General features: G+C 64.9%; 23 protein-coding genes. 11 read left to right on the forward strand and 12 right to left on the reverse strand.

What is annotated here, in order from left to right; translation table 11 throughout:
• Positions 1-36 precede the first annotated feature (36 nt).
• Positions 37-1,611, reverse strand: a complete 1,575-nt coding sequence (locus tag DK391_RS24310; protein ID WP_109480547.1) for a methyl-accepting chemotaxis protein — start codon at positions 1,609-1,611, stop codon at positions 37-39.
• A 147-nt stretch (positions 1,612-1,758) separates the two neighbouring features.
• Positions 1,759-2,682 (reverse strand): LysR family transcriptional regulator, encoded by a 924-nt coding sequence (locus DK391_RS24315; protein WP_109480548.1) that lies wholly within the window; start codon positions 2,680-2,682, stop codon positions 1,759-1,761.
• Between the two features lie 150 nt (positions 2,683-2,832).
• On the opposite strand from DK391_RS24315, the gene DK391_RS24320 reads away from it, so the two are divergent.
• The 7 genes from DK391_RS24320 to DK391_RS24350 all read left to right on the forward strand — a co-directional run bounded on the left by DK391_RS24320 (position 2,833) and on the right by DK391_RS24350 (position 10,487).
• On the forward strand, positions 2,833-3,576 hold the full coding sequence (locus DK391_RS24320) for an SDR family oxidoreductase (protein WP_109480549.1): 744 nt from the start codon (positions 2,833-2,835) through the stop codon (positions 3,574-3,576).
• A 178-nt stretch (positions 3,577-3,754) separates the two neighbouring features.
• Positions 3,755-4,798: a transporter gene (locus DK391_RS24325; RefSeq protein WP_109480550.1), complete on the forward strand. Its 1,044-nt coding sequence runs from the start codon at positions 3,755-3,757 to the stop codon at positions 4,796-4,798.
• Between the two features lie 140 nt (positions 4,799-4,938).
• Entirely contained in the window at positions 4,939-5,247 is a 309-nt protein-coding gene (locus DK391_RS24330) for an EthD family reductase (protein WP_109480551.1), read from the forward strand.
• A 161-nt stretch (positions 5,248-5,408) separates the two neighbouring features.
• Positions 5,409-7,214, forward strand: a complete 1,806-nt coding sequence (araD, locus tag DK391_RS24335; protein ID WP_109480552.1) for an L-arabinonate dehydratase — start codon at positions 5,409-5,411, stop codon at positions 7,212-7,214.
• A gap of 28 nt (positions 7,215-7,242) precedes the next feature.
• Positions 7,243-7,980 carry a ribonuclease activity regulator RraA gene (locus DK391_RS24340; RefSeq protein ID WP_109480553.1) on the forward strand — a complete coding sequence of 246 codons (738 nt, stop codon included), beginning with the start codon at positions 7,243-7,245 and terminating at the stop codon, positions 7,978-7,980.
• 69 nt (positions 7,981-8,049) lie between these two features.
• Positions 8,050-9,375: an MFS transporter gene (locus DK391_RS24345; protein ID WP_109480554.1), complete on the forward strand. Its 1,326-nt coding sequence runs from the start codon at positions 8,050-8,052 to the stop codon at positions 9,373-9,375.
• Between the two features lie 44 nt (positions 9,376-9,419).
• On the forward strand, positions 9,420-10,487 hold the full coding sequence (locus DK391_RS24350; protein WP_109480555.1) for a LacI family DNA-binding transcriptional regulator: 1,068 nt from the start codon (positions 9,420-9,422) through the stop codon (positions 10,485-10,487).
• Between the two features lie 114 nt (positions 10,488-10,601).
• Here the strand turns inward: DK391_RS24350 and DK391_RS24355 are convergent, their stop codons facing one another.
• From DK391_RS24355 to DK391_RS24390, 8 genes are all read right to left on the reverse strand, one after another.
• Positions 10,602-11,720 carry a diguanylate cyclase gene (locus DK391_RS24355; protein WP_109480556.1) on the reverse strand — a complete coding sequence of 373 codons (1,119 nt, stop codon included), beginning with the start codon at positions 11,718-11,720 and terminating at the stop codon, positions 10,602-10,604.
• Positions 11,721-11,854: 134 nt separating this feature from the next.
• Complete coding sequence (locus tag DK391_RS24360; RefSeq protein WP_109480557.1) at positions 11,855-12,859, reverse strand: chemotaxis response regulator protein-glutamate methylesterase; 1,005 nt, start codon at positions 12,857-12,859, stop codon at positions 11,855-11,857.
• Positions 12,856-15,162 carry a hybrid sensor histidine kinase/response regulator gene (locus tag DK391_RS24365; RefSeq protein ID WP_109480558.1) on the reverse strand — a complete coding sequence of 769 codons (2,307 nt, stop codon included), beginning with the start codon at positions 15,160-15,162 and terminating at the stop codon, positions 12,856-12,858. The genes DK391_RS24360 and DK391_RS24365 overlap by 4 nt, the downstream gene beginning before the upstream one ends.
• Entirely contained in the window at positions 15,159-15,875 is a 717-nt protein-coding gene (locus DK391_RS24370; RefSeq protein ID WP_109480559.1) for a chemotaxis protein CheW, read from the reverse strand. Before DK391_RS24370 ends, DK391_RS24365 begins: the two co-directional genes overlap by 4 nt.
• A complete protein-coding gene (locus tag DK391_RS24375; RefSeq protein ID WP_109480560.1) occupies positions 15,856-17,325 on the reverse strand; it encodes a CheR family methyltransferase in 1,470 nt (489 codons plus the stop codon). Before DK391_RS24375 ends, DK391_RS24370 begins: the two co-directional genes overlap by 20 nt.
• On the reverse strand, positions 17,322-17,846 hold the full coding sequence (locus DK391_RS24380) for a chemotaxis protein CheW (protein ID WP_109480561.1): 525 nt from the start codon (positions 17,844-17,846) through the stop codon (positions 17,322-17,324). The genes DK391_RS24375 and DK391_RS24380 overlap by 4 nt, the downstream gene beginning before the upstream one ends.
• Before the next feature lie 45 nt (positions 17,847-17,891).
• The gene (locus DK391_RS24385; protein WP_109480562.1) at positions 17,892-19,568 is read right to left on the reverse strand and encodes a methyl-accepting chemotaxis protein; all 1,677 of its coding nucleotides are present in this window, start codon (positions 19,566-19,568) and stop codon (positions 17,892-17,894) included.
• Between the two features lie 313 nt (positions 19,569-19,881).
• The gene (locus DK391_RS24390) at positions 19,882-20,802 is read right to left on the reverse strand and encodes a LysR family transcriptional regulator (RefSeq protein WP_109480563.1); all 921 of its coding nucleotides are present in this window, start codon (positions 20,800-20,802) and stop codon (positions 19,882-19,884) included.
• Positions 20,803-20,915: 113 nt separating this feature from the next.
• On the opposite strand from DK391_RS24390, the gene DK391_RS24395 reads away from it, so the two are divergent.
• Both DK391_RS24395 and DK391_RS24400 read left to right on the forward strand, forming a co-directional pair.
• The gene (locus DK391_RS24395; RefSeq protein ID WP_109480564.1) at positions 20,916-21,491 is read left to right on the forward strand and encodes an ester cyclase; all 576 of its coding nucleotides are present in this window, start codon (positions 20,916-20,918) and stop codon (positions 21,489-21,491) included.
• A 44-nt stretch (positions 21,492-21,535) separates the two neighbouring features.
• Positions 21,536-22,249, forward strand: a complete 714-nt coding sequence (locus tag DK391_RS24400; protein WP_239482934.1) for an SDR family oxidoreductase — start codon at positions 21,536-21,538, stop codon at positions 22,247-22,249.
• Between the two features lie 97 nt (positions 22,250-22,346).
• Here DK391_RS24400 and DK391_RS24405 read toward each other — a convergent pair whose 3' ends face one another.
• Together DK391_RS24405 and DK391_RS24410 are read right to left on the reverse strand one after the other, a co-directional pair.
• On the reverse strand, positions 22,347-22,733 hold the full coding sequence (locus DK391_RS24405) for a DUF488 family protein (RefSeq protein WP_109480566.1): 387 nt from the start codon (positions 22,731-22,733) through the stop codon (positions 22,347-22,349).
• Between the two features lie 35 nt (positions 22,734-22,768).
• The gene (locus tag DK391_RS24410) at positions 22,769-23,095 is read right to left on the reverse strand and encodes an antibiotic biosynthesis monooxygenase (protein ID WP_109480567.1); all 327 of its coding nucleotides are present in this window, start codon (positions 23,093-23,095) and stop codon (positions 22,769-22,771) included.
• Positions 23,096-23,301: 206 nt separating this feature from the next.
• Here DK391_RS24410 and DK391_RS24415 point away from each other — a divergent pair, with 206 nt between their 5' ends.
• Both DK391_RS24415 and DK391_RS24420 read left to right on the forward strand, forming a co-directional pair.
• The gene (locus DK391_RS24415; protein ID WP_109480568.1) at positions 23,302-24,240 is read left to right on the forward strand and encodes a dihydrodipicolinate synthase family protein; all 939 of its coding nucleotides are present in this window, start codon (positions 23,302-23,304) and stop codon (positions 24,238-24,240) included.
• Between the two features lie 199 nt (positions 24,241-24,439).
• Positions 24,440-25,287 (forward strand): porin (locus DK391_RS24420; protein WP_109480569.1); only part of this gene is annotated, 848 nt, incomplete at its 3' end.

Raw genomic sequence — 25,287 nt, forward strand, 5'->3', positions numbered from 1 at the left:
TCCAACCAGATCGACCGACGACCGGCTCATACAACATCAAACGGTTTCGGCCACCTGGAATGCATCGACCGAGGTCTTGAGCCGTCCAGCCTGTTCCGTCAGCGAATGCGCAGCCGCTGCCGCCTGCTCGACGAGCGCGGCATTCTCCTGCGTGAGGCTGTCCATCTGCGTGACGGCGAGATTCACCTGATCGATGCCCGCGCTCTGTTCGGCGGCGGCCGCGGCGATTTCCTGCATGACGCCCGTGACGCTCGCAATCGCATCGCGCGCCTGCTGGATCGTCGTGCCTGTGCGCTCCACGAGGCCCGCGCCGTTGCCGACCTTGTCGACGGCGCGGCTGATCAGTTGCCGCACTTCCTTGGCAGCGCCCGCGCTGCGATGCGCGAGCGTGCGCACCTCGCCCGCGACCACGGCGAAACCGCGCCCCTGTTCTCCCGCGCGCGCGGCTTCGACCGCCGCGTTCAGCGCGAGGATATTGGTCTGGAACGCGATGCTTTCGATCACGGCAATCACCTCGACCATCTTCTGCGATTCCAGCGAAATATCGCGCATCGTCGAGACCGCTTCCCCGACCATCTCACTGCCGTGATTGGCGATCTGCGCGGCGCTTTCTGCCAGTTCGCTCGCGGTGCGCGCGTTCTCGGCCGTTTGCCGCACCATCGACGTCATTTCCTCCATGCTCGCCGCCGTTTCCTGCAGCGAAGCGGCCTGATTCTCGGTGCGCGACGACAGGTCCGCATTGCCGCTCGCGATTTCGCGCGCGCCTGTCGCGACGTTTTCGGCAGCGTGCTTGATGGCGCGGATCGTATCCGTCAGCGTGGCGCGCATGCGGCGCATTTCACGCAGCAGGCTGCGTTCGTCGTTGCGCTGCGTGTCGATCGACACCGTCAGATCGCCAACGGCAATCGCATTGGCGACGTCCGCCGCATAGCCGGGATCGCCGCCGATCGTGCGCTGGATGCTGCGATTGGTGACGGCGACGAGCGCGGCCAGCAACAGCGCAATCGCCACGAACACGCCGCCGATCAGATACAGCGAACGCATGAACGCAGCGTCGATATCGTCGACATAGGCACCCGTCGCGATGATCCAGTCCCACGGCGCGTAGCGCACCACATAGCCGATCTTGTCGACGGCTTCGTTCGGCCCGGACGCGGACGCCGGGCGCGAATGCGGAAACACGTAGTCGACGAAGCCGCCTTGGGGCGCCTGCGCGACCTTGGCGAAGGTCACGTAGTGATGGCGGCCGTCGGCATCGGCGGTGCCGGAGAGATCCTTGCCGTTCGTCGCGGGCTTGATCGGATGCATGATCATGCGCGGCGTCGAATCGATCACGAGGAAGTAGCCGTCCTCGCCGTAGCGAATGTCGCGCAAACGGGCGAGCGCTTCCGTGCGCGCATCGGCTTCGCTGAGCTTGCCGCTCCTGGCGAGCGCCGCGTATTCCTCGACCAGCGACAGCCCGACATGCGCGACGTTCACGAGGTCGTTCTTGCGCTCCTCGATACGCGTCTCGCGCGACAGATACGCCGCCGACACCGACACCAGCAACAACGCAATCAGGCTGACGACGAGCGGCAGCCACAGCTTTTGCGTAAAACTCAGCTTCACCATGCGGACGCCTCTCTACGTGGGCGATATATGAAATGTGGACGCGCCGTGCGTGGATGCGGCGCGCATGTCTCCACCTGATATATCGACCGTTGTTCCGTGAGCTTGCGTACAGGGAAACCCTGTGATGGATTGTTCGGAGTACGCGACTCAGCGCGCATTCAGGCGTGCAGCGAGCGGACCGTCGCGAAAGGCTTCGACGACGAAATCGATGAACACGCGTGTTTTGGCGGGGAGCAGCTTGCGGTTCGGATAGTAGAGCGTGAGCGGGCTGATTTCCGCGTGCCAGCCGGGCAGGAGCCGCATCAGTTTGCCGCTTTCGAGGTGCGGCGCGGCGTGCGGGGTCGGCAGGAAGGCGACGCCGTGACCGGCCATGGCTGCATACGCCATGGCTTCCGGGTCGTCGAAGATGATGCGCGTGCGGCATTCGGCGAGGGCTTCTTCGCCCACCTGATTGCGCAGGGTCCATGCGCGCAGGCGCCCCGTGCTGCTGGAGCGGCGCATGATGCCGTCCAGTTGCGCGAGATCGGATGGATGCGCGGGCAAGGTCCGGCCTGCCATATACGCCGGCGACGCCGCCACGACCACGCAGGGCCGCGCCAGATCGCGCGCGACCACGCCCTGCGTCAATTCGATTCCGCCACCGATGGCGGCATCGAAGCCGCCCGCGATCAGATCGACCGTGCGGTTATCGAAGTGCCAGTCGGGCACGATGTCGGGATAGCGTTCGAGAAAGCCGCCCAGCAGCGGCACCAGATACTCGCGTCCGAACGCGACGGCCATGCTGACCTTCAACACGCCCGACGGCTTGCCGTCATGCTGCGCGGCGCGCGCAAAGGCGTCCTGCAGGCTGGCGAACGGGGCGCCCGTGTCGGCCCAGAACTGCTCGCCGCCGGGCGTCATCGTGAGCTTGCGTGTGCTGCGGTGAAACAGCCGCACGCCCAGATGCGCCTCCAGCCGCGCAACGTTCTTGCTGACGGCGGCAGGCGTGAGTCCCAGCCGCCGCGCCGCGGCAGAAAAGCTGCCCGTTTCGGCCGACTGGATAAACGATTCGATCAGATTCAACGCTTCCATGTGGCGTCCGTGGCGGCTGTTCTGGCGACTGGATGCGTATTCCAGCTTATACCATTGGTTGAAACTGCTAGTACTGATTCGATCCTACCGGGAAGGTAATCGGTTGGCCATACTGACATCACTTCTTCAACACACCCACTGGAGCACAGCATGAACACGAATCTGCAAGGTAAGGTTGCTTTCGTCACGGGCGGCGCACGCGGCATCGGTGCAGCGGTGGTTCGCCGGCTCGCCAGCGAGGGCGCGACGGTGGCTTTCACCTACAACAGCTCGGCGGCGGGCGCGAACGAACTGGTTGCCAGCATCGACAAGGCGGGCGGCCGTGCCGTGGCCGTGAAGGCCGATGTCGCCGATGCCGCAGCACTCACCAACGCGATCAACGAAACGGCACGTCAGCTCGGCAAGATCGACATTCTTGTCAACAACGCCGGCGTGCTGCGCCTCGGCACACTCGACGTGTTCTCGCTCGAAGACTTCGACGCCACCGTGCAGGTCAACGTGCGCGCTGTGTTCGTGGCGTCGAAGGCGGTGCTTGCGCACATGGGCCAGGGTGGCCGCATCATCAACATCGGCAGCACGAACGCCGACCGCATGCCGTTTGCAGGCGGCGCCGTGTACGCGATGAGCAAGTCGGCACTGCAAGGTTTCGTGCAAGGCCTCGCACGCGATCTGGGACCGAAGGGCATCACCGTCAATAACGTGCAACCCGGTCCCGTGAACACCGACATGAACCCGGAAACCAGTGACTTCGCAACGTCGCTGCACGGCCTGATGGCGATTCAACGTCACGGGACACCTGACGAAATCGCGGGCATGGTCGCGTATGTCGCCAGCCCGGAAGCGGCCTTCGTCACGGGCGCAAACCTGATGATCGACGGCGGTTTTGCAGCCTGAGCATCGCGTCTGCGCGACAGGTTCTTCGCGAGCGTGACGTCGCGAGGAACCTGTCAGATAGCTGTCAAAGGATCGACAAAGAATCGACAAATTAGCGTCAAGTGGCTGACACACGTAACGCTTCTGCCGCTTGCTCATGTCAGAATGGCGCTTTCGTGGAATTCACCCCGAAACGCACATGACTCTGAACCTGGCGCCCACCACGTATGGGGCCGACCGCTCCGGCCTCGTTTGTGGATTCCGTTTTGCACCCGACAAGCCCGGCCTGCCCGTCGATACCGACACGGCAGCCGAATGGCTCGCCGAATGCAGCAACGAGCCGAAGACGTCAGGCCCGCATCCGGGCGAATTTCTCTGGCTGCATTTCAATCTCGCGCATGTCTCCAGCGAGCGCTGGATGCGCACGCATCTCGATCTGCCCGAAACCTTCTTCGAAGGCCTGCGCGAAGGCTCGCACTCCACGCGCATCGAGCATCAGCACGGCGCGTTGTTCGCCGTCGTCAACGACGTGATGTACGACTTCGAGCAGACGCCTTCCGAAATCGCCACGCTGTGGGTCTATACGCACAAGCGCATCATGATCACGGCGCGCCTGAAGCAGTTGCGGTCGGTGGACCGGCTGCGTGCTTCCGTGCGTAACGGCGAGAGCTTCGATTCCGTGGCCGAACTGCTGATTCATCTGTTGCGCGATCAGGCCGATCTGCTGGTCGAGATCGTGCGCCGCACGAGCGTCGAGGTTGACCGGATCGAAGATCACTTTCTGTCGCAGCGCGCCTGGCAGAGCCGCCGCGATCTCGGCGCGATGCGTCGCGTGCTGGTGCGTCTGCAACGACTGCTCGCGCCGGAGCCGGGCTCGATCTTCCGTCTGCTGGTGCGTCCGCCCACCTGGCTCGCACCCGCCGACGTGCAAGGCTTGCGCGATTCGACGGAAGAATTCTCGCTGGTGCTCGGCGACCTCTCGGGTCTCGCGGAACGTATCAAGCTGCTGCAGGAAGAGCTCGCCGCGCGCCTCAATGAGCAGACCAACCGCACGCTGTTCACGCTGACGATCGTCACGGTGCTCGCGCTCCCCATCAACATCATCGCGGGGCTGTTCGGCATGAACGTGGGCGGCGTGCCGCTCGCGGAGAACAAGCACGGCTTCTGGGTGATGGTGCTGCTGGTCGTGAGCTTTACCGTGCTCGCGGGATGGTGGGCATTGCGCCGGCGTCCGTCGGGCTAGCAGGCATGGGCGAGGGCATGCGTGTCATCTGAAACGCGTCCCTTCGACACAGAGATCGCAGAGGTCGAGCGTAGAATTCCTGAGCCGTTGAAGTGGCATCACGCCGCATCGCACTGAACGTCCGTTTCAGGAGGTTTGACATGGCAAAGCTCGTCGCGCTCTACAAGACACCATCCGACCGCAACGCATTCGACGCCCATTACTTCGACAAACACGTGCCGCTCGCGAAAGCGATCCCCGGCCTGCGCCGCTACGAAGTGAGCGTCGGGCCGGTGGCGAGCGCGAAGGGCGAGTCGCCGTATGCGCTGGCCGCCATCCTCAGCTTCGACAGCTTCGAATCGCTGCAACAGGGCATGGGCACGCCCGAAGCGGCCGCTACCACCGCCGATCTGCAGAACTTCGCGCAGGCGGGCGTCGAGCTGCTCGTGTTCGACACCAAAGAAGTCTGACGCTGTCCGCTTCTCCTTTTCAGGCTGATTTTCCGCTGCGTCTCCGTACTATCCCTGGCGGACGCAGCGCGATGATAACGCTACCATCCGTGCATCCCATCGTCGCGTTTCCATAGCGAAAGAATCCCCACGATTCCCGCCGCGTACGGGTGCGACCGGAAATGATAGCGTTACCAAAGGAGACAGATTTGTCCTCGAATCGCAAGAAGCCTGAAGAGTTGCGCAGCCACCGCTGGTACGGCGTCAACGATCTGCGTGCGTTCGGCCACCGCTCGCGCACCGCGCAGATGGGCTATCACTCGTCCGATTACATGGGCAAGCCGGTGATTGCCGTCGTGAACACGTGGAGCGAGATCAACTCGTGCCATACGCACTTCAAGCAGCGCGTCGAGGAAGTCAAGCGCGGCATCTGGCAGGCGGGCGGCTTTCCCGTCGAAATGCCCGTGATGACGCTCGCCGAGCCGTTCCAGAAGCCGACCACCATGCTCTATCGCAACTTCCTCGCGATGGAGACGGAAGAACTGCTGAAGTCGTATCCGTTCGATGGCTGCGTGCTGATGGGCGGCTGCGACAAGACCACGCCGGGTCTGCTGATGGGCGCGATCAGTATGGATCTGCCGGCCATCTATCTGCCTGCCGGGCCGATGCTGCGCGGCAACTGGAATGGCCGCACGCTAGGCAGCGGGTCGGACACGTGGAAGTACTGGGCCGAACTGCGTGCAGGCAAGATCACAGAAGACGAATGGAAGGGCATCGAGAGCGGCATCGCGCGCTCGCCGGGTCACTGCATGACGATGGGCACGGCCTCGACGATGACGAGCGCGACGGAATCGCTCGGCCTCACGTTGCCGGGCTTCTCGTCGATTCCCGCCGCCGATTCGCGCCACGCGCAATATGCGTCGCTGACGGGCCAGCGCATCGTCGAGATGGTGTGGACCGACCAGAAGCCATCGGACATCCTCACCGCGAAATCCTTCGATAACGCGGTGACGACCGTGCTCGCCATGTCCGGCTCGACCAACGCGATCGTGCATCTGGTTGCCGTTGCGCGCCGCGCAGGCATCGATCTGACCACGGCGCGCTTCGACGAACTCGCACGCGTGACGCCCGTGCTCGGCAACATCCGTCCGGCGGGCCAGTATCTGATGGAAGACTTCTATTACGCGGGCGGCCTGCGCGCGCTGCTGGTCGAACTGGGCGACCTGATCGACGGCACGCAGATGACGGTGAACGGCTCGACGCTCGGCGAGAACATCGCGGGCGCGGAGATTTTCAACGACGACGTGATCCGCAAGCGCGGCAATCCGCTGGTCGAGCGCGATGGCCTCGCGGTGCTGACAGGCAATCTCGCGCCGGATGGCGCCGTCATCAAGCCCGCGGCGATGGAGTCGCATCTGCTGAAGCATCGCGGTCCCGCCGTCGTGTTCAAGGATTACAACGACATGGCCACGCGCATCGATAGCGAAGAACTCGATGTGACAGCCGATTCTGTGATCGTGCTGCAGCATGCCGGTCCCGTTGGCGCGCCGGGCATGCCCGAGTGGGGCCAGTTGCCGATTCCGCAGAAGCTGCTGAAGCAGGGCGTGCGCGACATGCTGCGCATCTCCGATGCGCGCATGAGCGGCACGAGCTACGGCGCGTGTGTGCTGCACGTGGCGCCGGAGTCGTTTGTCGGCGGGCCGCTGGCGCTGGTGAAGGATGGCGACATCATCGAACTCGATGTGGCGTCGCGACGCCTGCATCTGGAGATCAGCGATGAGGAACTCGCCGCGCGCAGGAAAGCGTGGAAAGCGCCCAGGCGTCCGTTCGAACGCGGCTTCGGCGTGATGCATCAATTGCACGTGACGCAGGCGAACAAGGGTTGCGACTTCGATTTTCTCGAAGAGAAACTGACGACGCCTGCGCCTGAAACACATGCAGCACATGAAGCCCATGCAGCGGACAGCAACGAGCCGGAAATCCATTAACGCTTAGCAACGACACAGCCAACCCAACATGACCGCAACCGAAACGACCGTGAGCGCCGCAGCGCTCGAACAACTGCGTCACGTGAGTACCGCGACGCTCACCACGCAACTCTTCAAGCGCGGCTTGCGCAATGTGTTCCTGCAAGGCGTCGCGCCGCTGGTGAAGCCGGCGCCCGGCGCACCGAACCTCGTCGGCCCCGCGTTCACGCTGCGCAATATCCCGGCGCGCGAAGACCTGGACCATGTCGGCGTGATCCAGAACCCGGATCATCCCCAGCGCAAGGCCGTCGAAACCGCGCCGCCCGGCAGCGTGCTGGTACAGGATTGCCGCGGCGACCGCACGGTGGCATCGGTCGGTTCGATTCTCGCGCTGCGTCTGGCGAAGCGCGGCGTGGCGGGCATGGTATCCGACGGCGCGGTACGCGATAGCGGCACGATCTCCGAACTCGGCCTGCCGATCTGGTGCGCGGGCGCGAGTGCGCCGTTGAATCTCGCGAAGCATCATGCCGTCGATATGAACGTGCCGATCGCCTGCGGCGGCGTGCCCGTGTATCCGGGCGACATCGTCGTCGCGGATGTCGATGGCGTAGTGATCGTGCCGCAGGAAATGGCCGAAGAAGTCGCGCGCGATGCGAGCGAACAGGAGCAGCTCGAAGTGTTCATCCAGCAGCGCGTCGCCGAAGGCAGTCCGCTGCGCGGCACGTATCCGCCGAACGAGGAAACGCTGGCCGCCTACAAGGTGTGGCGCGAGGCGCAGCAGAAGTAATCCGCGCCGCGTCACGACCGCAATCAGCACAACGAGGCCCGCGCGCACGCAGCGGGCCCGGGAGACACCGTGAACACCGTCACTTCCGCGATCGACGAATCGCGCCTCATCAATCGCCTCGCGTTGCGGCTGATGCCGCTGCTCGGCGTGCTGTATCTGGTCGCGTATATCGACCGCTCGAACATCAGCTTCGCAAAGCTGCAGATGCTGGGCAGTCTCGGGTTGTCGGAAGTGGCGTATGGGCTGGGTGCGTCGCTGTTCTTTATCGGCTATCTGATTTTCGAAGTGCCGAGCAACGTGCTGCTGCACAAGTATGGCGCGCCGAAGTGGATGGCGCGCATCATGCTGACGTGGGGCATCGTGACGATCCTGCTCGCCTTCACGCAGAACGCGACGATGTTCTATGTGCTGCGTTTTCTGCTGGGCGCGTCGGAAGCGGGCCTGTATCCCGGCGTGATCTACTATTTGACGCTGTGGTTTCCGCAGCGGCATCGCGTGAGGATGCTCGGTTACTTCACGGTGGGCAGCAGTCTCGGCAACATGGTCGGCGCGCCGATCTGCGGCTGGCTGCTCGACAAGGGCGGCCTGTTCGGTTTGCAGGGCTGGCAACTGGTGTTCATCGTAACGGGCATTCCGTCCGTGCTGCTGACGCTCGTCGTGCTGTTCTGCCTGCCTGCATCGCCGCGCGCCGCGACGTTTCTCTCAGAAGCAGAAAAGAACTGGCTCGCGCGCACGCTGGATAGCGAAAGCGCGCAGGCGCGCAAGGGTGCCGCGAATCATTCGACACTGCTGAGCGTGCTCACCGAGCCGCGCGTGATCGGCATGGCGCTGTACTACATGATGCTGTCGATCTCCGTCTACGGCGTGAGCTACTGGCTGCCGACACTCGTCAAAGGCTTCGGCGTCAGCAACACCACCAATGGTTTCCTCAACATCATTCCGTGGCTGATGGCGACCATCGTGCTCGCCTGGCTGCCGTCGAAACTGCGTGTGGGCAATCGCGCGATCATCGCGATGCTGGCATCGGCGCTGCTCGGCATGCTGTTCTTTTTATCGTCGGTGTTCATGCCGACCAATACGCTGCGCTTCGTCGCGCTGTGCTTTGGCGCGCCGTGCATGTATCTGCTGATTCCGTGCTTCTGGACGCTGCCGCCGAAGTTTCTGTTCGGCGCGCGTGCAGCAGCGGGTATTGCCGCGATCAATTCGCTGGGCAATATCGGCGGGTTCATCGCGCAGAATCTGGTGCCGTTCGTCAAGCAGACGACCGGCAGCACGCGCGCACCGATGCTGATTCCCGCCGCGTGCATGCTGATCTTCGCGCTGATCACCGTGTTCGTCCTGCGACGCAGCGGTGGTGCGGCGCAGGGCGTCAGCGGTACGCCGGTGACGGAATAACCCCTTGGCTACAATAGCCGCGCAACATCATTCGCTACTCGCACATGCCAACCGCCAAGCCTACCGACGACGCCTCGATCGACCTTCAGGGCAGCGCCACGCCTGTGCGTCGCACGCGCGGCGGCCCGAAGGGCTTGCGTATCACCGATGTCGCGGCGCAAGCCGGTGTGTCGCCCATCACGGTGTCGCGTGTCTTCAACAATCCCGCGTCCGTCGCGCCCGAAACGCTCGAGCGCGTGCGTCAGGTGGTGCAGAAACTCGGCTACGTGCCGAACCGTCTGGCGGGTGGTCTGTCGTCGGCGCGTTCGCGGCTGATCGCGGCCATTGTGCCGACCATCGCGCACTCGCTGTTCTCCGAGACGATTCAGGTATTCAGCGAAACCATGTCGCGCGCAGGTTACGAGGTGCTGCTCGCGCTGAGCGGCTATAGCGATACGAACGAAGAAAGCCTGCTCGATACGGTGTTGAGCCGCCGTCCGGAAGGCGTGTTGCTGACGGGTGTCGCGCATACGGATTCCTTGCGCGAGCGCTTGCGCAATGTCGGCATTCCCGTGGTCGAGACGTGGGATATGACGGCCACGCCAATCGACATGCTGGTGGGCTTTTCGCACTACCAGATCGGCGTAGCCGTGGCGGAGCGTTTTCTGGCGCGTGGTGCGAAGCGCCCGGCGCTGATCTCCGCCAGCGATGTGCGTGCGCTCGCGCGCCGATCCGGGTTTCGCGAGCGGCTTGCGCAGGCGGGCGTGATGAACGTGGCGGAAGTGATCGTCGCGCCGCCTAGCTCGGTGGCGACGGGTAAGGCGGCGTTGCCTCGTCTTCTCGATGAAACGCCCGACGTCGATGCCGTGTTTTGCGGTTCGGATCTGCTGGCGATCGGGGCGCTCGGGGCGGCGAAGGCGATGGGTCTCGACGTGCCGTCGCGGCTTGCTGTTTGCGGTTTTGGCGATCTCGACTTCGCGACCGAGACGTCGCCGCAATTGACGACGGTGCGTGTCGATGGGACGCGGATTGGCGTGAGCGCGGCGCGCGCGCTGCTCGATCGGCTCGATGGCGCGCGCGAGCGTGCGTTTGTCGATGTCGGGTTTAGTGTGGTGGAGCGGGAGTCGGCGTGATGGATGTCCGATCAATCGACACCCCGCGTTGGCGGGGTTTTCTTTCTGGTGGCCGACTCACTATCAGGTCTGGAGCGCGGGCTGGATTGCCACACGCCTGATCTGCACACCCGCTCACTCCGCCGTCGCGCGCGCCTCGCTCCTGCCACCTTCCGTCGCCGCCACCCGATTTTTCCCATCGCGTTTCGCGCGATACAGCGCGAGATCCGCCGCTTCGATCAGCGAGGTCATCGGCGCATCCGGCGCCGGAACGTGTGTCGCGCAGCCGACGCTGATCGTCACGTGCTGGCCCGCCGGCGAACCCGCGTGCGGAATGCGCAGCGCCGCCACTTCGAGGCGGATTTTTTCGGCCAGCAGCCGCGTGCCGCCCGCCGACGTGCCCGGCAGCACGACCGCAAATTCCTCGCCACCGAAGCGCGCGGCGAGATCGCCGGGCCGTCCGAGACAGCCTTCCACCGTCGCCGCAATCGTCTTGAGCACTTCGTCGCCCGCGACGTGCCCGTAAGTGTCGTTGTACGGCTTGAAGTTATCGACGTCGATCATCAGCATCGACACTTCCGTCTGCGCACGCATGCCGCGCCGCCATTCCGCGTTCAGGTATTCATCCAGATAGCGGCGGTTCGACAGGCCCGTCAGACCGTCCGATTGCGTCAGCTTGCGCAGTTCGAGATTCGCTTCCAGCAATTGCTGCTGCGATTCGCGCAGCGCGCGGTACGCTTCGTCGCGCTGCAACAGGTTCACATACGAGCGCGAGTGATAGCGGATTCGCGCGACCAGTTCGATCCGGTCGGGCAGCTTGACGAGATAGTCGTTCGCACCCGCTGCGAAGGCCGCGCCCTTGATGGTCGGCTCTTCTTTCGTCGACAGCACGATAATCGGCACGTCGCGCAGCTTCGCGTTCGCGCGGTATGCCTTGACGAGCGTCAGTCCGTCGATGCCGGGCATCACCAGATCCTGCAGGATGACGGTGGGACGCGTATGGGTGGCCGCCTGGATTGCCTCGTCGGCGCTCGCGCAGTAGTGCAGGTCGATGCCTTCCTCGTTGGCGAGCGCGCGCCGCACGGCTTCCGCGACGATCGCCTGGTCGTCGACCAGCAATACCATGATCGGCATGTCCGCCAGCGCGGCCGTGTCCAGCGCGGCGCGCGCGGCTTCGAGCGCGGCGTTCGCGCGGTCTGCCGACGTCGATGTGGAACCTCCCTGGTCCCGTGCCCCGATTTGATCGAAGTCCATGTGCGTCCCCCTGTCGGAATTGCTGGTCATGCGCTATCTCTATGTTTGACTGCGTGCCGCCCTTGCATCGAATGCTTCGTTGCGTGCCTGCTGTAACTCAATTACCCGATTACCCAACTGCCGTGCTGCAAGAATCAGCGGCGCGCGAACGCCGCCAGTTGATCCGCGATACCGCCGAGCGGCAGAATCCGCCGCGCCGCGCCGAGCGTCGCCGCTGCCTTCGGCATGCCATAGACGGCGCAACTCGCCTCGTCCTGCGCGATGGTGTCGTAGCCCTTCGCGCGCATCGCTTTCAGTCCGATCGCGCCGTCGCGTCCCATGCCCGTCAACAGTACGCCGAGTGCCGCGCCGGGCCAATGCTCGACGACACTATGAAAAAACACATCGACGGAAGGACGGTACGGCATCTCGGCAGGTTCGCGAGTGTAGTGCAGCGCGCCGTTTTGTGTCAGCAACATGTGATCGTTGGTGGCGGCAAGCAGTGCGACGCCTGCGCCCGGCAGATCGCCTTCGCGCGCGGTACGCACCGTGAGCGGCGTCTGCCCGTCGAGCCATTGCGCCATGCCGTCGGCGAATACCTTGTCCACGTGCTGCACGATCACGATGGGCGCCGCGAAGTCGGCGGGCAGGCCGCCCAGTACGGTAGCCAGCGCAGCCGGGCCGCCCGCCGATGCGCCGATCGCCACCAGCCGCTGCGCGTCGCGCGTGAGCGGCGCGACGGCCGTTTGACGCAACGCGGCGGGCTTGTCCATCAGCCGGCCGATCTGGTCGATTTTCTGCAGCATCAGCTGCGCCGCCTCGCCGATGCCGCGTCCGCCGAGCGTCGGGGTATCGACGGCATCGAGCGCGCCCGCGCCCATCGCCTCATACACGCGCCACGTGTTCGCGCCGACGCTGCTGGTCACGATCAGGATCGGGCAGGGCGTGCGCGTCATGATGCGGCGCGTCGCTTCCACGCCATCGAGCTTCGGCATGATCAGATCCATCAGCACGACGTCGGGCGTCTGCGCGGCGCAGAAATCGACGGCTTCTTCGCCATTGGCGGCGACCCACACCACGCGATGTTCCGGGCGCAGCGCGATCACGCGGCGCAGCGCCTCGACGGCGAGCGGCAGGTCGTTGGCGATGCCGATATTCATGCAGATGCCTCCCCGATCAGGTCGCGTACGGCATCGAGCAGCGCTTCGTCGTGGAAGCTGCCCTTCGCGAGATAGTAGTCCGCGCCCGCTTCGAGACCGCGGCGGCGGTCTTCGTCGCGGTCCTTGTACGACACGATCATCACGGGCACGGGCTTGAACAGCGGATCGCGCTTGATCAGCGTGACGAGTTCGATGCCGTCCATGCGCGGCATGTCGATATCCGTGACGACGAGATCGAACGTGCCGCTGCGCAGCGCGTTCCAGCCGTCCATGCCGTCCACCGCGACCGTCACTGTATAGCCGCGTTTTTCGAGCAGCTTGCGTTCGAGTTCGCGAACCGTCAACGAATCTTCGACCACCAGCACATGTTTGCGCTGACGCGTGGCCACATCCTGCGCGCGGCCGATACGGTCGAGCTGGCCGCCGCGCACGAGCTTGTCGACCGAGCGCAGCAGGTCGTCCACGTCGACGATCAGCACGGCATCGCCGTTCTCCATCAATGCACCGGCGGCGATGTCCTTGATCTTGCCGAGGCGCGCGTCGAGCGGCTGCACCACCAGCATGCGCTCGCCGAGAAATTTATCGACTGCGATGCCATAGGTTTCGCGTTCATCGCCGATCACGACGACCGACACTGATTCCCGCGTCGCGCCGGCCTGCGCTTCGAGCAACTGATGCGCGGTCACGAGGCCGACCGGCTTGCCGTCGAACGCGAAGTGCTGCTGGCCTTCCAGCATGTCGATGTCGGCGCGCGCGAGTTCGAGCGTGCGGCGCACGTGCGCAAGCGGAAACGCGTACGCCTCGCCGCCCACTTCGACGAGCAGGCTGCGCACCACGGAAAGCGTCAACGGCAACTGCATCACGAAGCGCGAGCCGCGGCCCGGATCGTTGAAAATGCGCACCGCGCCGCGCACGGCCTTGACCATTTCATGCACGGCGTCGAGGCCGACGCCGCGGCCCGACACGTCCGTCACCTGGTCGCGCATCGAAAAGCCCGGCAGCAGCAGGAAGTCGAGCAGTTCCTGTTCGGACAGACGCGCGGCCGTTTCGTCATCGGCGAGCTTGCGGCGCACCACCGACGCGCGCACGCGTTCGAGATCGATGCCCGCGCCGTCGTCGCTGACGCTGATCAGCAGCTTGCCCGCACTGTGACGCGCTTCGAGCGTGACGTGCGCTTCAGCGGCCTTGCCGTGCGCGGCGCGTTCGTCGGGTGTCTCGATGCCGTGATCAATGGCATTGCGCAGCAGATGGCCGAGCGGTGCGTCGAGCATGTCGAGAATGTCGCGGTCCACCTGCGTCGAGGTGCCGACGATCTCGAACTTCACGCGCTTGCCGAGCGAGCGCGCCAGATCGCGCACCACGCGCGGATAGGCGTGGGTCGCGTCGCCGAACGGGCGCATCCGGCATTGCAGCGCTTCGTCGTAGAGCAGTTGCGCGAGATTGGAGCTGCTGCGGTCGTAGTGATCGAGTTCATCCAGACGCGCGCCGAGCGTGTGCTGCATGCCGTTGAGTGCCGTGCGCACGTCGGCGAGGGCGGACAGCGCGACGTCGTCGAGATGCTCGGCGAGCGTCTCGTAGAGCGCGTCGAGTGCGAGCGAGGTCTCGCGCTGCGTGCGCTTGAGGCGCAGCATCGACGTGGCAAACGGCTTGAGCCAGCGCGATTCGACCAGCACTTCACCCGACAGGCTCAGCACGCGGTCGAGATTCGCCGCGCGCACGCGCAGCATGCGCTCCGGGTGGCGCGCTGCGGCTTGCGGTGGCGCGTCTTCCGGCTGGATGGCAGGTTCCGCTGCGGGCGCTTCGTGCCGCTGCGCGAGCGCTTCGGCCTGCAACTGCGCCTGCAGTTGCGCGTACACATCAACGTCCGGGTCGAGCTGCGCTTCGTTCTCGCTGGGCAATGTGTCGTGCGCGGCGCTCACGGGCGACGTCAGCCGCTGGATGAACTCGTCGATGTTGGCGCGCGTCACGGGCGTTGCCGGCTTCGCTTCGCCCACGCGCAGCAGCAGATCGACACCGCGCAGCAACGCGTCGATATGAGCGGGCGTCAAGGTCAGCTGGCCGCGCTGCGCACCGACGAAGCACTCTTCCATCACATGCGCGATATCGACGCCGTCCTGCAAGCCGATGATGCGCGCTGCGCCCTTGAGCGAATGCGCGGCGCGCATGCACGCTTCGAGCGCGGCGGCGTCGGTGGGGCGGTGTTCGAGCGCGAGCAGGCCGTCCGACAGCACGCGCGTTTGCGCGGAGGCTTCTTCGCGGAACAGTTCGAGCAGCGACTGACGGCTCAGATCGTCGTCCGTCATCGCAGGCTCCGGGCAATCGATTCGAACAGCCGCGCAGGGTCGAGCAGCCCGACCGTGCCGCCACGCCACGCCAGCACGCCGCGTGCATGCGATGCCGTCGCGTGAGCGAGCGTCGCGGGCACGGGCAGCAATTCGGCGTCCGCATAACGGATCACGCCCTCGACCTCATCGACGGGCAACGCCACGGGCGGCGCGACCGGCTCGCTGTCGTGCGCGGCGACCAGCATGCGCGCGTAGCCGTTGCGCACGGCCTGCTGCGTGGCGGCGGTGCGATCCATGTTCAGCAGTTCGCCGAGCGAAATCGCGACGGTCAGCGCGCCGCGCACGTTGACCACGCCGAGCACCGCGCGCGAGCGTTGATGCGGCAGCGAATGGATCGCGCGAATATCGTCGACTTCGCGCAGCACGCGGGTCGGCAGCGCGAGCCACTCTCCCGCGACGCGAAAGGCGAGGGCGGACTGCGGCGCGGCGGCATCACGCGCCGCGCCGCGCGGCTCGGCCGGGGCGGCGTGGTCAGCACGAGGCGCAAGGTCTGCATCGCCGAGCGGTCGGTCGAGCAGCCGCGCGGCGCCTTGCGCGAAGACAGGGCAATTGAGGCAGCGGAAATATTCGGCCAGACGCGGGCACGTGTTGTCGCCACGCGTGCCGATGTGGTTCCAGCAGTCGTCGATGCGCGCGGACACGCCTGGCGAATCAGGAACGTCGTGCAGCATGGAATCCTCGTGAACGTTGCGGGTCGTCCGCCGTTGCTGCCTGGGCTGCGCGTGCTGCCGAGCGTTGCGCACGCTGCATCAGGTTTTGCGCACCCGCATGGTCGCCGTCGATGTCGAGCAGCGCGGCCAGATGCGTGAGCGCCTCGTAATGCGCAGGCTCCAGATAGAGCGTCTTGCGATAGAAATCGGCTGCGTCGGCGCCGTGTCCGCGCGCGTCGGCGATCAGGCCGAGCAGGTAAAACGCGTCGACATTCGGCCCATGCACGATCGCATGCCGATGCGCGAGCTGTTCGGCTTCGTCGAACTGACCGGCGTCGGCGTAACGGCGCGCGGCATCGAGCGACGGGATGGCGGTGTCTGACGCGGGCGCGGACGACGGCGCCGGCTGCGCCGGGCGCACTGCGGGGCGTGCGGCCTGTTCCGCAGCGTGTTGCGGTGGTCGTTGCGCGACCTGTTGCGACGAAGCGAACGCGCGGCGGCTCACGGGCGATGGTTTCGCGCCATCGCGCGCCGGCGTCGTGTACGCGGGCGTGCGGGTGACTTGCGCCGTCACGGCTGCGCCATTCGAAGCGGGCAGCCTGCCCGTGGCGGCCGCATTCGCTTCTTCCGCCGTGCTGCGCCGGAACGCGAACGCGAGCGGAATGCGCGCCGAGGTCATCGCGTGCCGCATCATCAGGCCGGTTTCGGCAGGGCCGACAAAGATCGTGCCGCCTTCGACAAGATTGGCGTCGAGCAGCCGGATCGCGCGGTCCTGCGCTTCGCGGTCGAAATAGATCAGCACGTTGCGGCAGAACACGAAGTCGTACGGCGCCTGCATGCCCGCCTGCACGTCGAACAGATTTGCCTGCGACAGGCGCACCGTGCCGCGCACACGTTCGCTCAGTTGCCAGCCGTCTTTCAGCGGCGTGAAATGCCGGTCGCGGAATTCGAGCGGATGGCCGCGAAACGAATTGCGCCCGTACACGCCCGCGCGCGCGTGCTCGATGGCGCGGGCGCTGATATCGAACGCATCCACGCAAAAACGGTTCTCGCCGATCCCGTCATCGAGCAGTGTCATCGCGACGGTGTACGGTTCCTCGCCCGTCGAGCACGGCAGGCTCAACACGCGCAACACATGCGCCGGATCGCGCACGAGCCGCTCATTCGCGAGCCGGGCGAGTGCGACAAAGGCTTCGCGGTCGCGATAGAACCAGGTCTCCGGCACGACGAGCGCCTCGATCAGCGCCTGACGTTCATCGCGCGACGCCGTGAGTTGCTGCCAGTACCCTTCGACGTCGGCGGGATCGACGGCAACGCTGATATCGTGGGCCGCTGCGTTCAGGCACTTCACGCGCACGCGCTCCAGCACCGCGCGTTCCAGCGCATTCACGCCGAGCGAAGACGCTTCGATGCCCGTCTCCCGCAGGAGCCAGGCTTCGAAGCGCGGCACGAAAGCGTTCGCGGCGTTCATCGGGTATGCGGCTCGGTTTGCGGAAAGAGCAGGGCTTTCACGTCGTCGTCGAGTATCTGCTGCACGTCGATCCACTGGATCAGGCCCAGTTCGTCGCTCGCGACCGGGCCGAGCCAGCGGGCATGCGGCGTCGCGATGCCGCTGTCGGCGAACTGCTCGCGCTCGATACGGCGCGTCTGCGTCGCGCGTTCGACGATCACGCCGATCAGTCTCGCGGGCGTATCTACGTCATCCGTTTCGTCGTCGCCTGCTGCGCGCGCAGAGGCCAGCGTGGCTTCGTGCGCGTCGTGGTAGCGCACGAACACGAGGCGCGTCGAGCGCCACTGCTGCGAAGGCCGGCCCAGCGCCAGTTGTGCGAGATCGATCACGGGCACGGGTTCGCCATGCCGCTCGGTGACGCCCGCGACCCACGCGGGCGCGCCGGGAATCGACTTGGTTGCCGTCAGCGCCTGGACTTCGACGATGTCGGCAGCGTCGAGCGCATAGCGGTCGCGGTCGAGTTCGAAGAGAAGAAACAGCATCGCCGTGTCAGTGCCTCTTGCTTCCGTTGTGCGTTCGCACCTGCGTCACGCTTCGATCTTGAAGCGCGACACACCCGTACGAAGCTGGTTCGCGACGAGCGTCAGATCGTCGATGGCCTGCGACGACTGGCGCAGCGATTCGGCCGTCTGCTGCGCGGCCTCGGACAATTGCGACAGCGCCTGCGTGATCTGCTCGGCGCTGGTCGCCTGCGTGTGCATGCCTTCGTTGACGAGCTGGAAGCGCGGCGCGAGCGTCTGCACTTCGTGGATGATCTCCGACAGCTGTCCGCCCACCTGCTGCACGTCGCGCATGCCGCGCCGCACTTCCTCGGAGAACTTGTCCATGCCCATCACGCCCGCCGCCACCGCCGACTGGATCTCCTTCACCGTCTGTTCGATATCGTAGGTCGCGACGGCCGTCTGCTCGGCGAGCCGGCGGATTTCCGTCGCCACGACGGCGAAGCCGCGCCCGTATTCGCCCGCCTTCTCGGCTTCGATGGCGGCGTTCAGCGACAGCAGATTGGTCTGGTCGGCCACCTTGGTGATGGTCGCGACCACCTGATTGATGTTGACGGCCTTCTCGTTGAGGATCGCGAGCTTGGCATTCACCGAGCCGGCTGCATCCATCACGCTGCGCATCGTGTCTTCCATGCGCGTGAGGCCGCTCTGGCTCGCGCCCGCGAGCGTCGCCGACTGCTCGGCCACGCTCGACACTTCGTTCATCGTGCGCAGCAGATCGCGCGAGGTCGCGAAAATCTCGCGTGAGGTCGCGCCGATTTCCGTCGTGGTCGCGGCTGTTTCCGTTGCGGTCGCCTGCTGCTCCTTCGAGGTCGCGGCGATCTCCGCCACGGACGTCGTCACCTGCAGCGACGATTTTTGCGCCTGGGCGACGAGGCTGTTCAGTTCTTCGGCCATCCGGTTGAAGCCGTCTTCCAGCGTGCCGAATTCGTCGCGGCGGCCGAGCTTCAGACGCTGCGTCAGGTTGCCTGTGCGCATCACGTTATGCACATCGACGAGGCTCGCCATCGGCACCGTAATCGCGCGATACAGCGAGAAGCCGGTGAAGAGGGCGACCAGCAGCGTCACGCCCAGCGCGGTGGCGAGCGTGATCTCGGTGCCCGTCACGGAATCGCGGATCGACTTCGCGGACTCGTCCGCCTGCGTGCGGTTTTCGTTGACGAGGTCGTTCGCGGTGCGGATCACGTTGTCCCACGCGGGCGTGAGCTTGACGAAGATGGCCTGCGCGTCGCCTTTCGACGTAGGCGCCACGCGGATCGCCTCGTTCAGTTGCGGCAGATACTGGTCCCACGCGGCGCGGAAGGCCCGGAAGTGCTCGCGGTCCTGATCGCGGAACAGCGTGGCCTGGTATTCCGCAGCGACCTGATCGAACTTCTGCAGCGCCTGCGGCATGTGTTCGAGATCGGCCTTGATGCTGGCCTCGCTGCTGTCGACGAAGATCGCGCGTTCCAGCGTCGCGTAGCCTTCGTTGGCGGCTGCGCGCAGCGTGGTGGCGAGGTAGAGCCCGGGCACCGAGTCGCGGCCCATGCTGAGCGCGTCCTCGTCCATCGCGCGCAGCCGCGTCCAGGAGATCGCGGCCATCACCAGCATCAGCACGAACAGCGCGCCGAAGCTCAGCATGATCCGGTTGCCGAGCGTGAAACGTGCAGCGTGCCTGGGTTCGAGCAGGGTGGTGTCGCTGGTGCGGGGCGTCGCTGTGGCCATTGTCGATGACTCTTCCGGTGTTGATGTATTCAGCCGGCGCACCGGATGGCGATCATCCAGACGGTCTGCGCCGACACTAGTTGCAAATTACATGATTCCCTGGTGAATCATTATCCCAAAAAGCATGCGAAACCTGTGCCAGATCGAAGCTTTGAAAGGCAGGCTAACTGGTTTCCGGCAAACGGCAATCAGGGCTTGGACGGAGTGGCGGCATTCTCGCGATGCCCGGCGCATGCCGTGCCGTATGAATCGAGCGTCTGTCTGAAGCGCTGGGCTGATCGTTGTGCAGTGTACTGAACCGTCCTCATACGTTTTAAAGCGTTTCCCATCGCCACGCTTGGGCGAGCCGTTCACGCAGATAGTCGACGAACACGCGCACGCGCGGCGCAAGATGCTGGCTATGCGGATAGATGGCGTGCAGCGGCGCGGCGGACATCGCGTGGCGTGGCAGCACGCGGCGCAACCTGCCCGCGAGGATGTCGTCGCCCACGTCCCAGATCGACTTCACCGCGATGCCGGCATCGGCGAGCGCGAACAGATGCGCCGCTTCGCCGTCGTTGGGGACGATTGAGGCGTCCACGCGCACGGCGATGCTGTCTTCGCCCTCGACGCGCCATTCGGCGCGCCGCTGGTCGCCGATCAGGATGCAGCGATGCGCCGTCAAATCGTGCGGATGTGCCGGCGTGCCGTGCGCCTCCAGATAGGCAGGCGAGGCGCACAGCACGCGGAAATTCGGCGCCAGCACCCGCGCGATCAGCGACGAATCCGCGAGACTGCCGAAGCGGATAGCCAGATCGAGCCCGCCTTCGACCAGATCGACCACGGCATCCGTCAGTTCCAGCTGCACGGTGAGTTGCGGATGCAGCCGCTGGAAATCGGCGATCAGCGGCGCTATTTTCTGGCGGCCGAGCTGGCCGGGCGCCGTCACACGCAACAGGCCGCTCACCTGCTGGCGGCGCTGCGACAGCAGTGCTTCGGCCTGTTCGATCTCATCGAGTATGCGCACCACGCGCGCATGAAACAGCGCGCCTTCTTCCGTCAGCGTTTGACGGCGCGTGGTGCGCTGGATCAGCCGCACGCCGACGCTCTTCTCCAGTTGCGCGAGCCGCTTGCTGACCACGGACAGCGGCAGGTCCATGTCGCGCGCCGCCGCCGACAGGCTGCCCGCCGCCACCACGCGGGAGAACGCCATCAGTGCCGGCAGGTTGTCGATTCGGGTGTCATTGGGTGTCATTCATTCTTCGCAAAAGGGAAAGGATGAATCAGTCGCAAAGCGGTATTTCTTCCTTATCGCGAAGACTAGCATATGACTCAACGAATGCTTTGTTTCTCTTCGAGGAGTCCACCATGTCGTTCCGCCTGTTTGCCCCATTCGCTGTCACGTTACGCCGCGCACTGTCCGCCGCGCTGGCCGTTGCATCGATTGCCGCCGTGCCCGTGCATGCCGCCACGCAGCCTGATTCCCTCGTGCAGCCGCAGCATGTGACCATCGATCCGAGCCTCCCGAAAGCGCAGCGCGACGCGCAGATTCTCGCGGCGCGCCGTTACGACACGTTCTGGAGCACGGGCGACGAAACGCTCGCCCGCGCGGCCCTCGCACCCGGCTTCATGGATCGCACGTTGCCGCCGGGCCGCGCGCAGGGGATCGACGGGCCGCTGGCGGCATCGAAATTCGTGCGCGGCGCGGTGCCGGACCTGCTGGCGCAGATCGAGCAGATGGTGGTGACGGGAGACCGCGTGGTCGTGCATCTGCGGTTTAAAGGCCACTTCACGGGCCAGTTCAAGGGCGTGCAGGGGCACGGCCAGAATGTCGATTTCATCGCGACGGACATTTACCGCGTCGCCAACGGTCAGATTGCCGAGAACTGGCATCTCGAAGACAACCTGACGTTCTTGCAGCAGCTTGGCGTCGTCGCGAAGTAATCGCGTGCAACGCTCACTCTTTTCTTTCTCTCAAGGAGATAACAATGAATTCGCTTCAATCGAAACGTGTGCTGATCGTTGGTGGCAGTTCGGGCATTGGCGCAGCGGCAGCGAAGTCGTTCGCCGCACTCGGCGCGCAGGTGACGATTGCGTCGCGCAATGCGCAGAAGCTGTCGGCGGCGGCTCAGGAGATCGGCCATGGCGTCTTGACGGCCGAACTCGACACCACGGATGCCGCCGCCGTCGATGCGTACTTCGCCGCACAACAGCCCTACGATCATGTGGTGATCTCGGCGGCGCAGACGCCATCGGGCCCGGTGCGTCAGTTGCCGCTCGACGACGCCTACAAGGCGATGGACAGCAAGTTCTGGGGTGCGTACCGCGTAACGCGCGCCGTGCGGATCGCCGAAGGCGGCTCGCTGACGTTCGTGTCCGGCTTTCTGTCCGTGCGGCCGAGCAAGGCGTCCGTGCTGCAGGGCGCGATCAACGCCGCGCTCGAAGCGCTGGCGCGCGGCCTGGCGCTGGAATTGTCGCCAGTGCGTGTGAACACGGTGTCGCCGGGACTGATAGCGACGCCGCTCTGGTCGAAGCTCACGGACGAAGCGCGCGACAGCATGTTCGAAGGCGCGGCGAACCGGCTGCCCGCACGGCGCGTCGGCCAGCCGGAAGACGTGGCGAACGCGATCGTCTATCTGGCCAGCACGCCTTATGCGACGGGATCGACGGTGCTGGTGGACGGCGGCGGCGCGATTGCGTGAGGCGATGCGCGGTGTCTGCTGTTATGGCCAAAGCTGACACCGCCGCGATCGCTGTCGGCACAACGCGTTACAGCTACAGCTACGGTGAGCGCGAAAGCTACGCGAGCGTCGCGCCGCGTTCGATGAGCAATTCGCGTAATACGCTGCGATGGCAGCGATTCTCGTCCTCGCAATAGCAGCCGACCGAAAAGTTCGCGGTGGCAGACAGGGCGGCGAGCGTATCGAGCACTTTCGACGCGTCGCCGTGATTCATCTCCGCGCGAAACTTGCGCACGAACGCTTTCCACTCGGCTTCCGTGGTGGCCGCCAGCGCCTCGCTGACGAGTTCGGATGTGGGCGACAGCGTGGGCAGCCAGACGTCGTAGTAATTGCGGCTGCCGAATTCGGCCTTCGGCACGCCGCGCGGCGGGCGCCGCACGGTGCCGATACGCACGCCTTCATCCGGCACGCGCGCCGATCCGAGTCGAACGATGCGAATGGGCATCGGTGAGTCTCCCTGTTCTTATAGGGTTTGTGGCCTTATGCCGTCAGTGGCGAGCCCCGGCCGAGCGTGTTCTTCATCCCAAGCACGTCGATCCGTCCGATCTGCGGCGGCCCGGTGAACAGATCGTTCGCGACACCCATCAACGCCGTGGCAATTGGGCCGTCGAGATGCGCCTGACGTCCGGCTTCGTCCGGGAAGGCGTCGAATACGCCGTAGGTGCGCTCGGCGATCTTCAGCGCGAACCAGATCGGCGTGGTGGTTTCCTGGTTCGCCAGCTCCAGGCCTTTCTGCAGGAACGCTTCGACCTCGGCTTCCTTGCCGGGCTTCGCTTCGAAGCGCGCGAACAATGCGTACTTGATCATCGTCAGTCTCCTTTCGGCACGGCGGGTGCCGGTCTTCCAATGTACCCGTTTGTCGCCAGCCATGGCGACTGTGCCGGGACAAGTAGAAAAGTGTTGTCAAACGATTTCATGGAAAACACTGAGTCGTTCAAATGTTGTTTGACAACGTTAACACGCGGCTGATAATTTGCTGACTTGTCCGCCACCCATTCGAACCACGGGATCTTATGAACGAGTCGCAGATCGTCGAGCGCGAGTTTGCGTCGACCGTGATGGCAGTCCCGCCGCTGGCGCGCCGCGCCGATTTGTCGCTCGATGTCGCCGCCAACCAGGCACTGATCCGTCATATCGAAGCGGGCGGCGTGCGTACGCTGCTGTACGGCGGCAATGCGAACTTCTATCACGTGGCGATCAGCGAATACCGTGAACTGCTCGACATGCTGTCGGCGAGCGCTGCGCCCAGCACGCGCGTGATTCCTGCCATCGGCCCGGACTTCGGCAAGATGCTCGACCAGGCGCGCATGCTCGCGCAGACCGCATATCGCACCGCGATGGTGTTGCCGTTGTCGGGCTTCACGACGCCGACGGGCGTCGAAGCAGGCTTGACGCGCATCGTCGACGCAGCCGGCATGCCGCTCACGCTCTATATCAAGAGCGAAGACTATGTCGATGTCGACACGCTCGCGCGCCTCGTCGATCGCGGCACGCTGATCGCCGTCAAGTACGCGATCGTCCGCGAGAATCCAGCGAACGATCCTTATCTGCGCCGTCTGCTGGAAAGCGTGAGTGCATCGCGTGTGATCTCGGGCATGGGCGAGCGTCCCGCGCTCACGCATGTGCGCGACTTCGGTCTTGCTGCGTGGACCACGGGCAGCGGCTGTATCGCGTCGCACGCGGTGATGGGTCTGCTGGCCGCCGCAAAGGAAGGCCGTGCCGCCGAAGCCCAGCGCATCCACGACGCCTTTATGCCGCTCGAAACGCTACGCGACAACATCTCGCTGATCCGCGTGCTGCACGACGCCGTCACGTTCTCGGGCATCGCCGATATGGGTCCGATCCTGCCGCTGCTGAGCGCAACGCCTGTCGAGCATCATGCCGCCGTCGCACAGGCGGTGCGTGAACTGCTTGAGTTCGAGCGAGCGTTTTCAGGGAACGTGCGCGCGTGATCCATTGACCGACGAGGCGATCCATCACATTTAATGAGGCGTTTCGCATGGGATGTGCAACGGCCAGCAGTATCTGAATAGCACAACAGAGCAACAAGAATGCACGCATTGCGCAAAAGATCGATTCATCGACTCATCAGCGCGCAGTGCGACGACACCCGGCAACAACATGAACAACCACGCCCAGGAGGGGATACGGATGGAGAAGAAGCACTATGCAGGCGTCAAGGCGGCGCTGGTGATCGGCGCATCGCTGGCGACGGCAGGGCCGGCGTTTGCGCAAAGCAGCGTCACGCTGTACGGCATTATCGATAACGGCATCGGCTATCAGTCGAGTTCGACCTCGCTCGGTTCGACCACGGGCGGCCACTCGGCCTTCAAGATGGTCACGGGCGTGTGGGCGGGCAGCCGCTTCGGCCTGAAGGGCGCAGAAGACCTCGGCGGCGGCACGAAGGCGATCTTCACCCTGGAAGAAGGCTTCAGTGCGAACACGGGCGCCATGTCGACGAGCGGCCTGATGTTCAGCCGCCAGGCGTTTGTCGGCGTGTCGAACAATACGTACGGTTCGCTGACGGCTGGCCGCCAGTATGCGTCGTACTACCAGCTGCTGTCGCCGTATAGCCCGACCACGTGGCTCACCGGTTTCTACGGCGCGCACGCGGGCGATCTCGACGGCCTCGATACGATTTACCGCGCCAACAACACGCTGCTGTACATGTCGCCGACGTTGTACGGCTTCAAGTTCAGCGGTTCGTATTCGTTTGCGGGTGTGCCGGGCAGCGCGTACGCGGGCTCGACGTGGAGTACGGCGATCCAGTACGCGCAAGGCCCGATCGGCATCGCGGTGGGCTTCTCGAAGATCAACAACTCGAACGTCAATGGCGGCACCTTCGGCACCGATACGACGACATCGAACGCCGGTGGGCAGGCAGGCATCTCGGCGGTGACGAACGGCTATCAGTCGGCACGTGCGCAGCAGCGTTTTGCAGTCGGCGCCGGCTATACGTTCAACAGCCAGTTCGACATCACGGCAACGTACTCGAACGT

The organism is Paraburkholderia sp. C35, assembly GCF_003121405.1.
Taxonomy (GTDB): domain Bacteria; phylum Pseudomonadota; class Gammaproteobacteria; order Burkholderiales; family Burkholderiaceae; genus Paraburkholderia.

Bases quoted from the DNA above. Each gene is read 5' to 3' on its own strand.
- DK391_RS24415 (WP_109480568.1), top strand. From the start codon at position 23,302: ATGAACGAGTCGCAGATCGTCGAGCGCGAGTTTGCGTCGACCGTGATG.
- DK391_RS24375 (WP_109480560.1), bottom strand. From the start codon at position 17,325: ATGAACGCCGCGAACGCTTTCGTGCCGCGCTTCGAAGCCTGGCTCCTG.
- DK391_RS24355 (WP_109480556.1), bottom strand. From the start codon at position 11,720: ATGGACTTCGATCAAATCGGGGCACGGGACCAGGGAGGTTCCACATCG.
- DK391_RS24310 (WP_109480547.1), bottom strand. From the start codon at position 1,611: ATGGTGAAGCTGAGTTTTACGCAAAAGCTGTGGCTGCCGCTCGTCGTC.
- DK391_RS24370 (WP_109480559.1), bottom strand. From the start codon at position 15,875: ATGCTGCACGACGTTCCTGATTCGCCAGGCGTGTCCGCGCGCATCGAC.
- DK391_RS24410 (WP_109480567.1), bottom strand. From the start codon at position 23,095: ATGATCAAGTACGCATTGTTCGCGCGCTTCGAAGCGAAGCCCGGCAAG.
- DK391_RS24330 (WP_109480551.1), top strand. From the start codon at position 4,939: ATGGCAAAGCTCGTCGCGCTCTACAAGACACCATCCGACCGCAACGCA.
- DK391_RS24320 (WP_109480549.1), top strand. From the start codon at position 2,833: ATGAACACGAATCTGCAAGGTAAGGTTGCTTTCGTCACGGGCGGCGCA.
- DK391_RS24400 (WP_239482934.1), top strand. From the start codon at position 21,536: ATGAATTCGCTTCAATCGAAACGTGTGCTGATCGTTGGTGGCAGTTCG.
- DK391_RS24405 (WP_109480566.1), bottom strand. From the start codon at position 22,733: ATGCCCATTCGCATCGTTCGACTCGGATCGGCGCGCGTGCCGGATGAA.
- DK391_RS24325 (WP_109480550.1), top strand. From the start codon at position 3,755: ATGACTCTGAACCTGGCGCCCACCACGTATGGGGCCGACCGCTCCGGC.
- DK391_RS24380 (WP_109480561.1), bottom strand. From the start codon at position 17,846: ATGCTGTTTCTTCTCTTCGAACTCGACCGCGACCGCTATGCGCTCGAC.
- DK391_RS24390 (WP_109480563.1), bottom strand. From the start codon at position 20,802: ATGACACCCAATGACACCCGAATCGACAACCTGCCGGCACTGATGGCG.
- araD (WP_109480552.1), top strand. From the start codon at position 5,409: ATGATAGCGTTACCAAAGGAGACAGATTTGTCCTCGAATCGCAAGAAG.
- DK391_RS24360 (WP_109480557.1), bottom strand. From the start codon at position 12,859: ATGAATATCGGCATCGCCAACGACCTGCCGCTCGCCGTCGAGGCGCTG.
- DK391_RS24365 (WP_109480558.1), bottom strand. From the start codon at position 15,162: ATGACGGACGACGATCTGAGCCGTCAGTCGCTGCTCGAACTGTTCCGC.
- DK391_RS24395 (WP_109480564.1), top strand. From the start codon at position 20,916: ATGTCGTTCCGCCTGTTTGCCCCATTCGCTGTCACGTTACGCCGCGCA.
- DK391_RS24340 (WP_109480553.1), top strand. From the start codon at position 7,243: ATGACCGCAACCGAAACGACCGTGAGCGCCGCAGCGCTCGAACAACTG.
- DK391_RS24315 (WP_109480548.1), bottom strand. From the start codon at position 2,682: ATGGAAGCGTTGAATCTGATCGAATCGTTTATCCAGTCGGCCGAAACG.
- DK391_RS24350 (WP_109480555.1), top strand. From the start codon at position 9,420: ATGCCAACCGCCAAGCCTACCGACGACGCCTCGATCGACCTTCAGGGC.
- DK391_RS24385 (WP_109480562.1), bottom strand. From the start codon at position 19,568: ATGGCCACAGCGACGCCCCGCACCAGCGACACCACCCTGCTCGAACCC.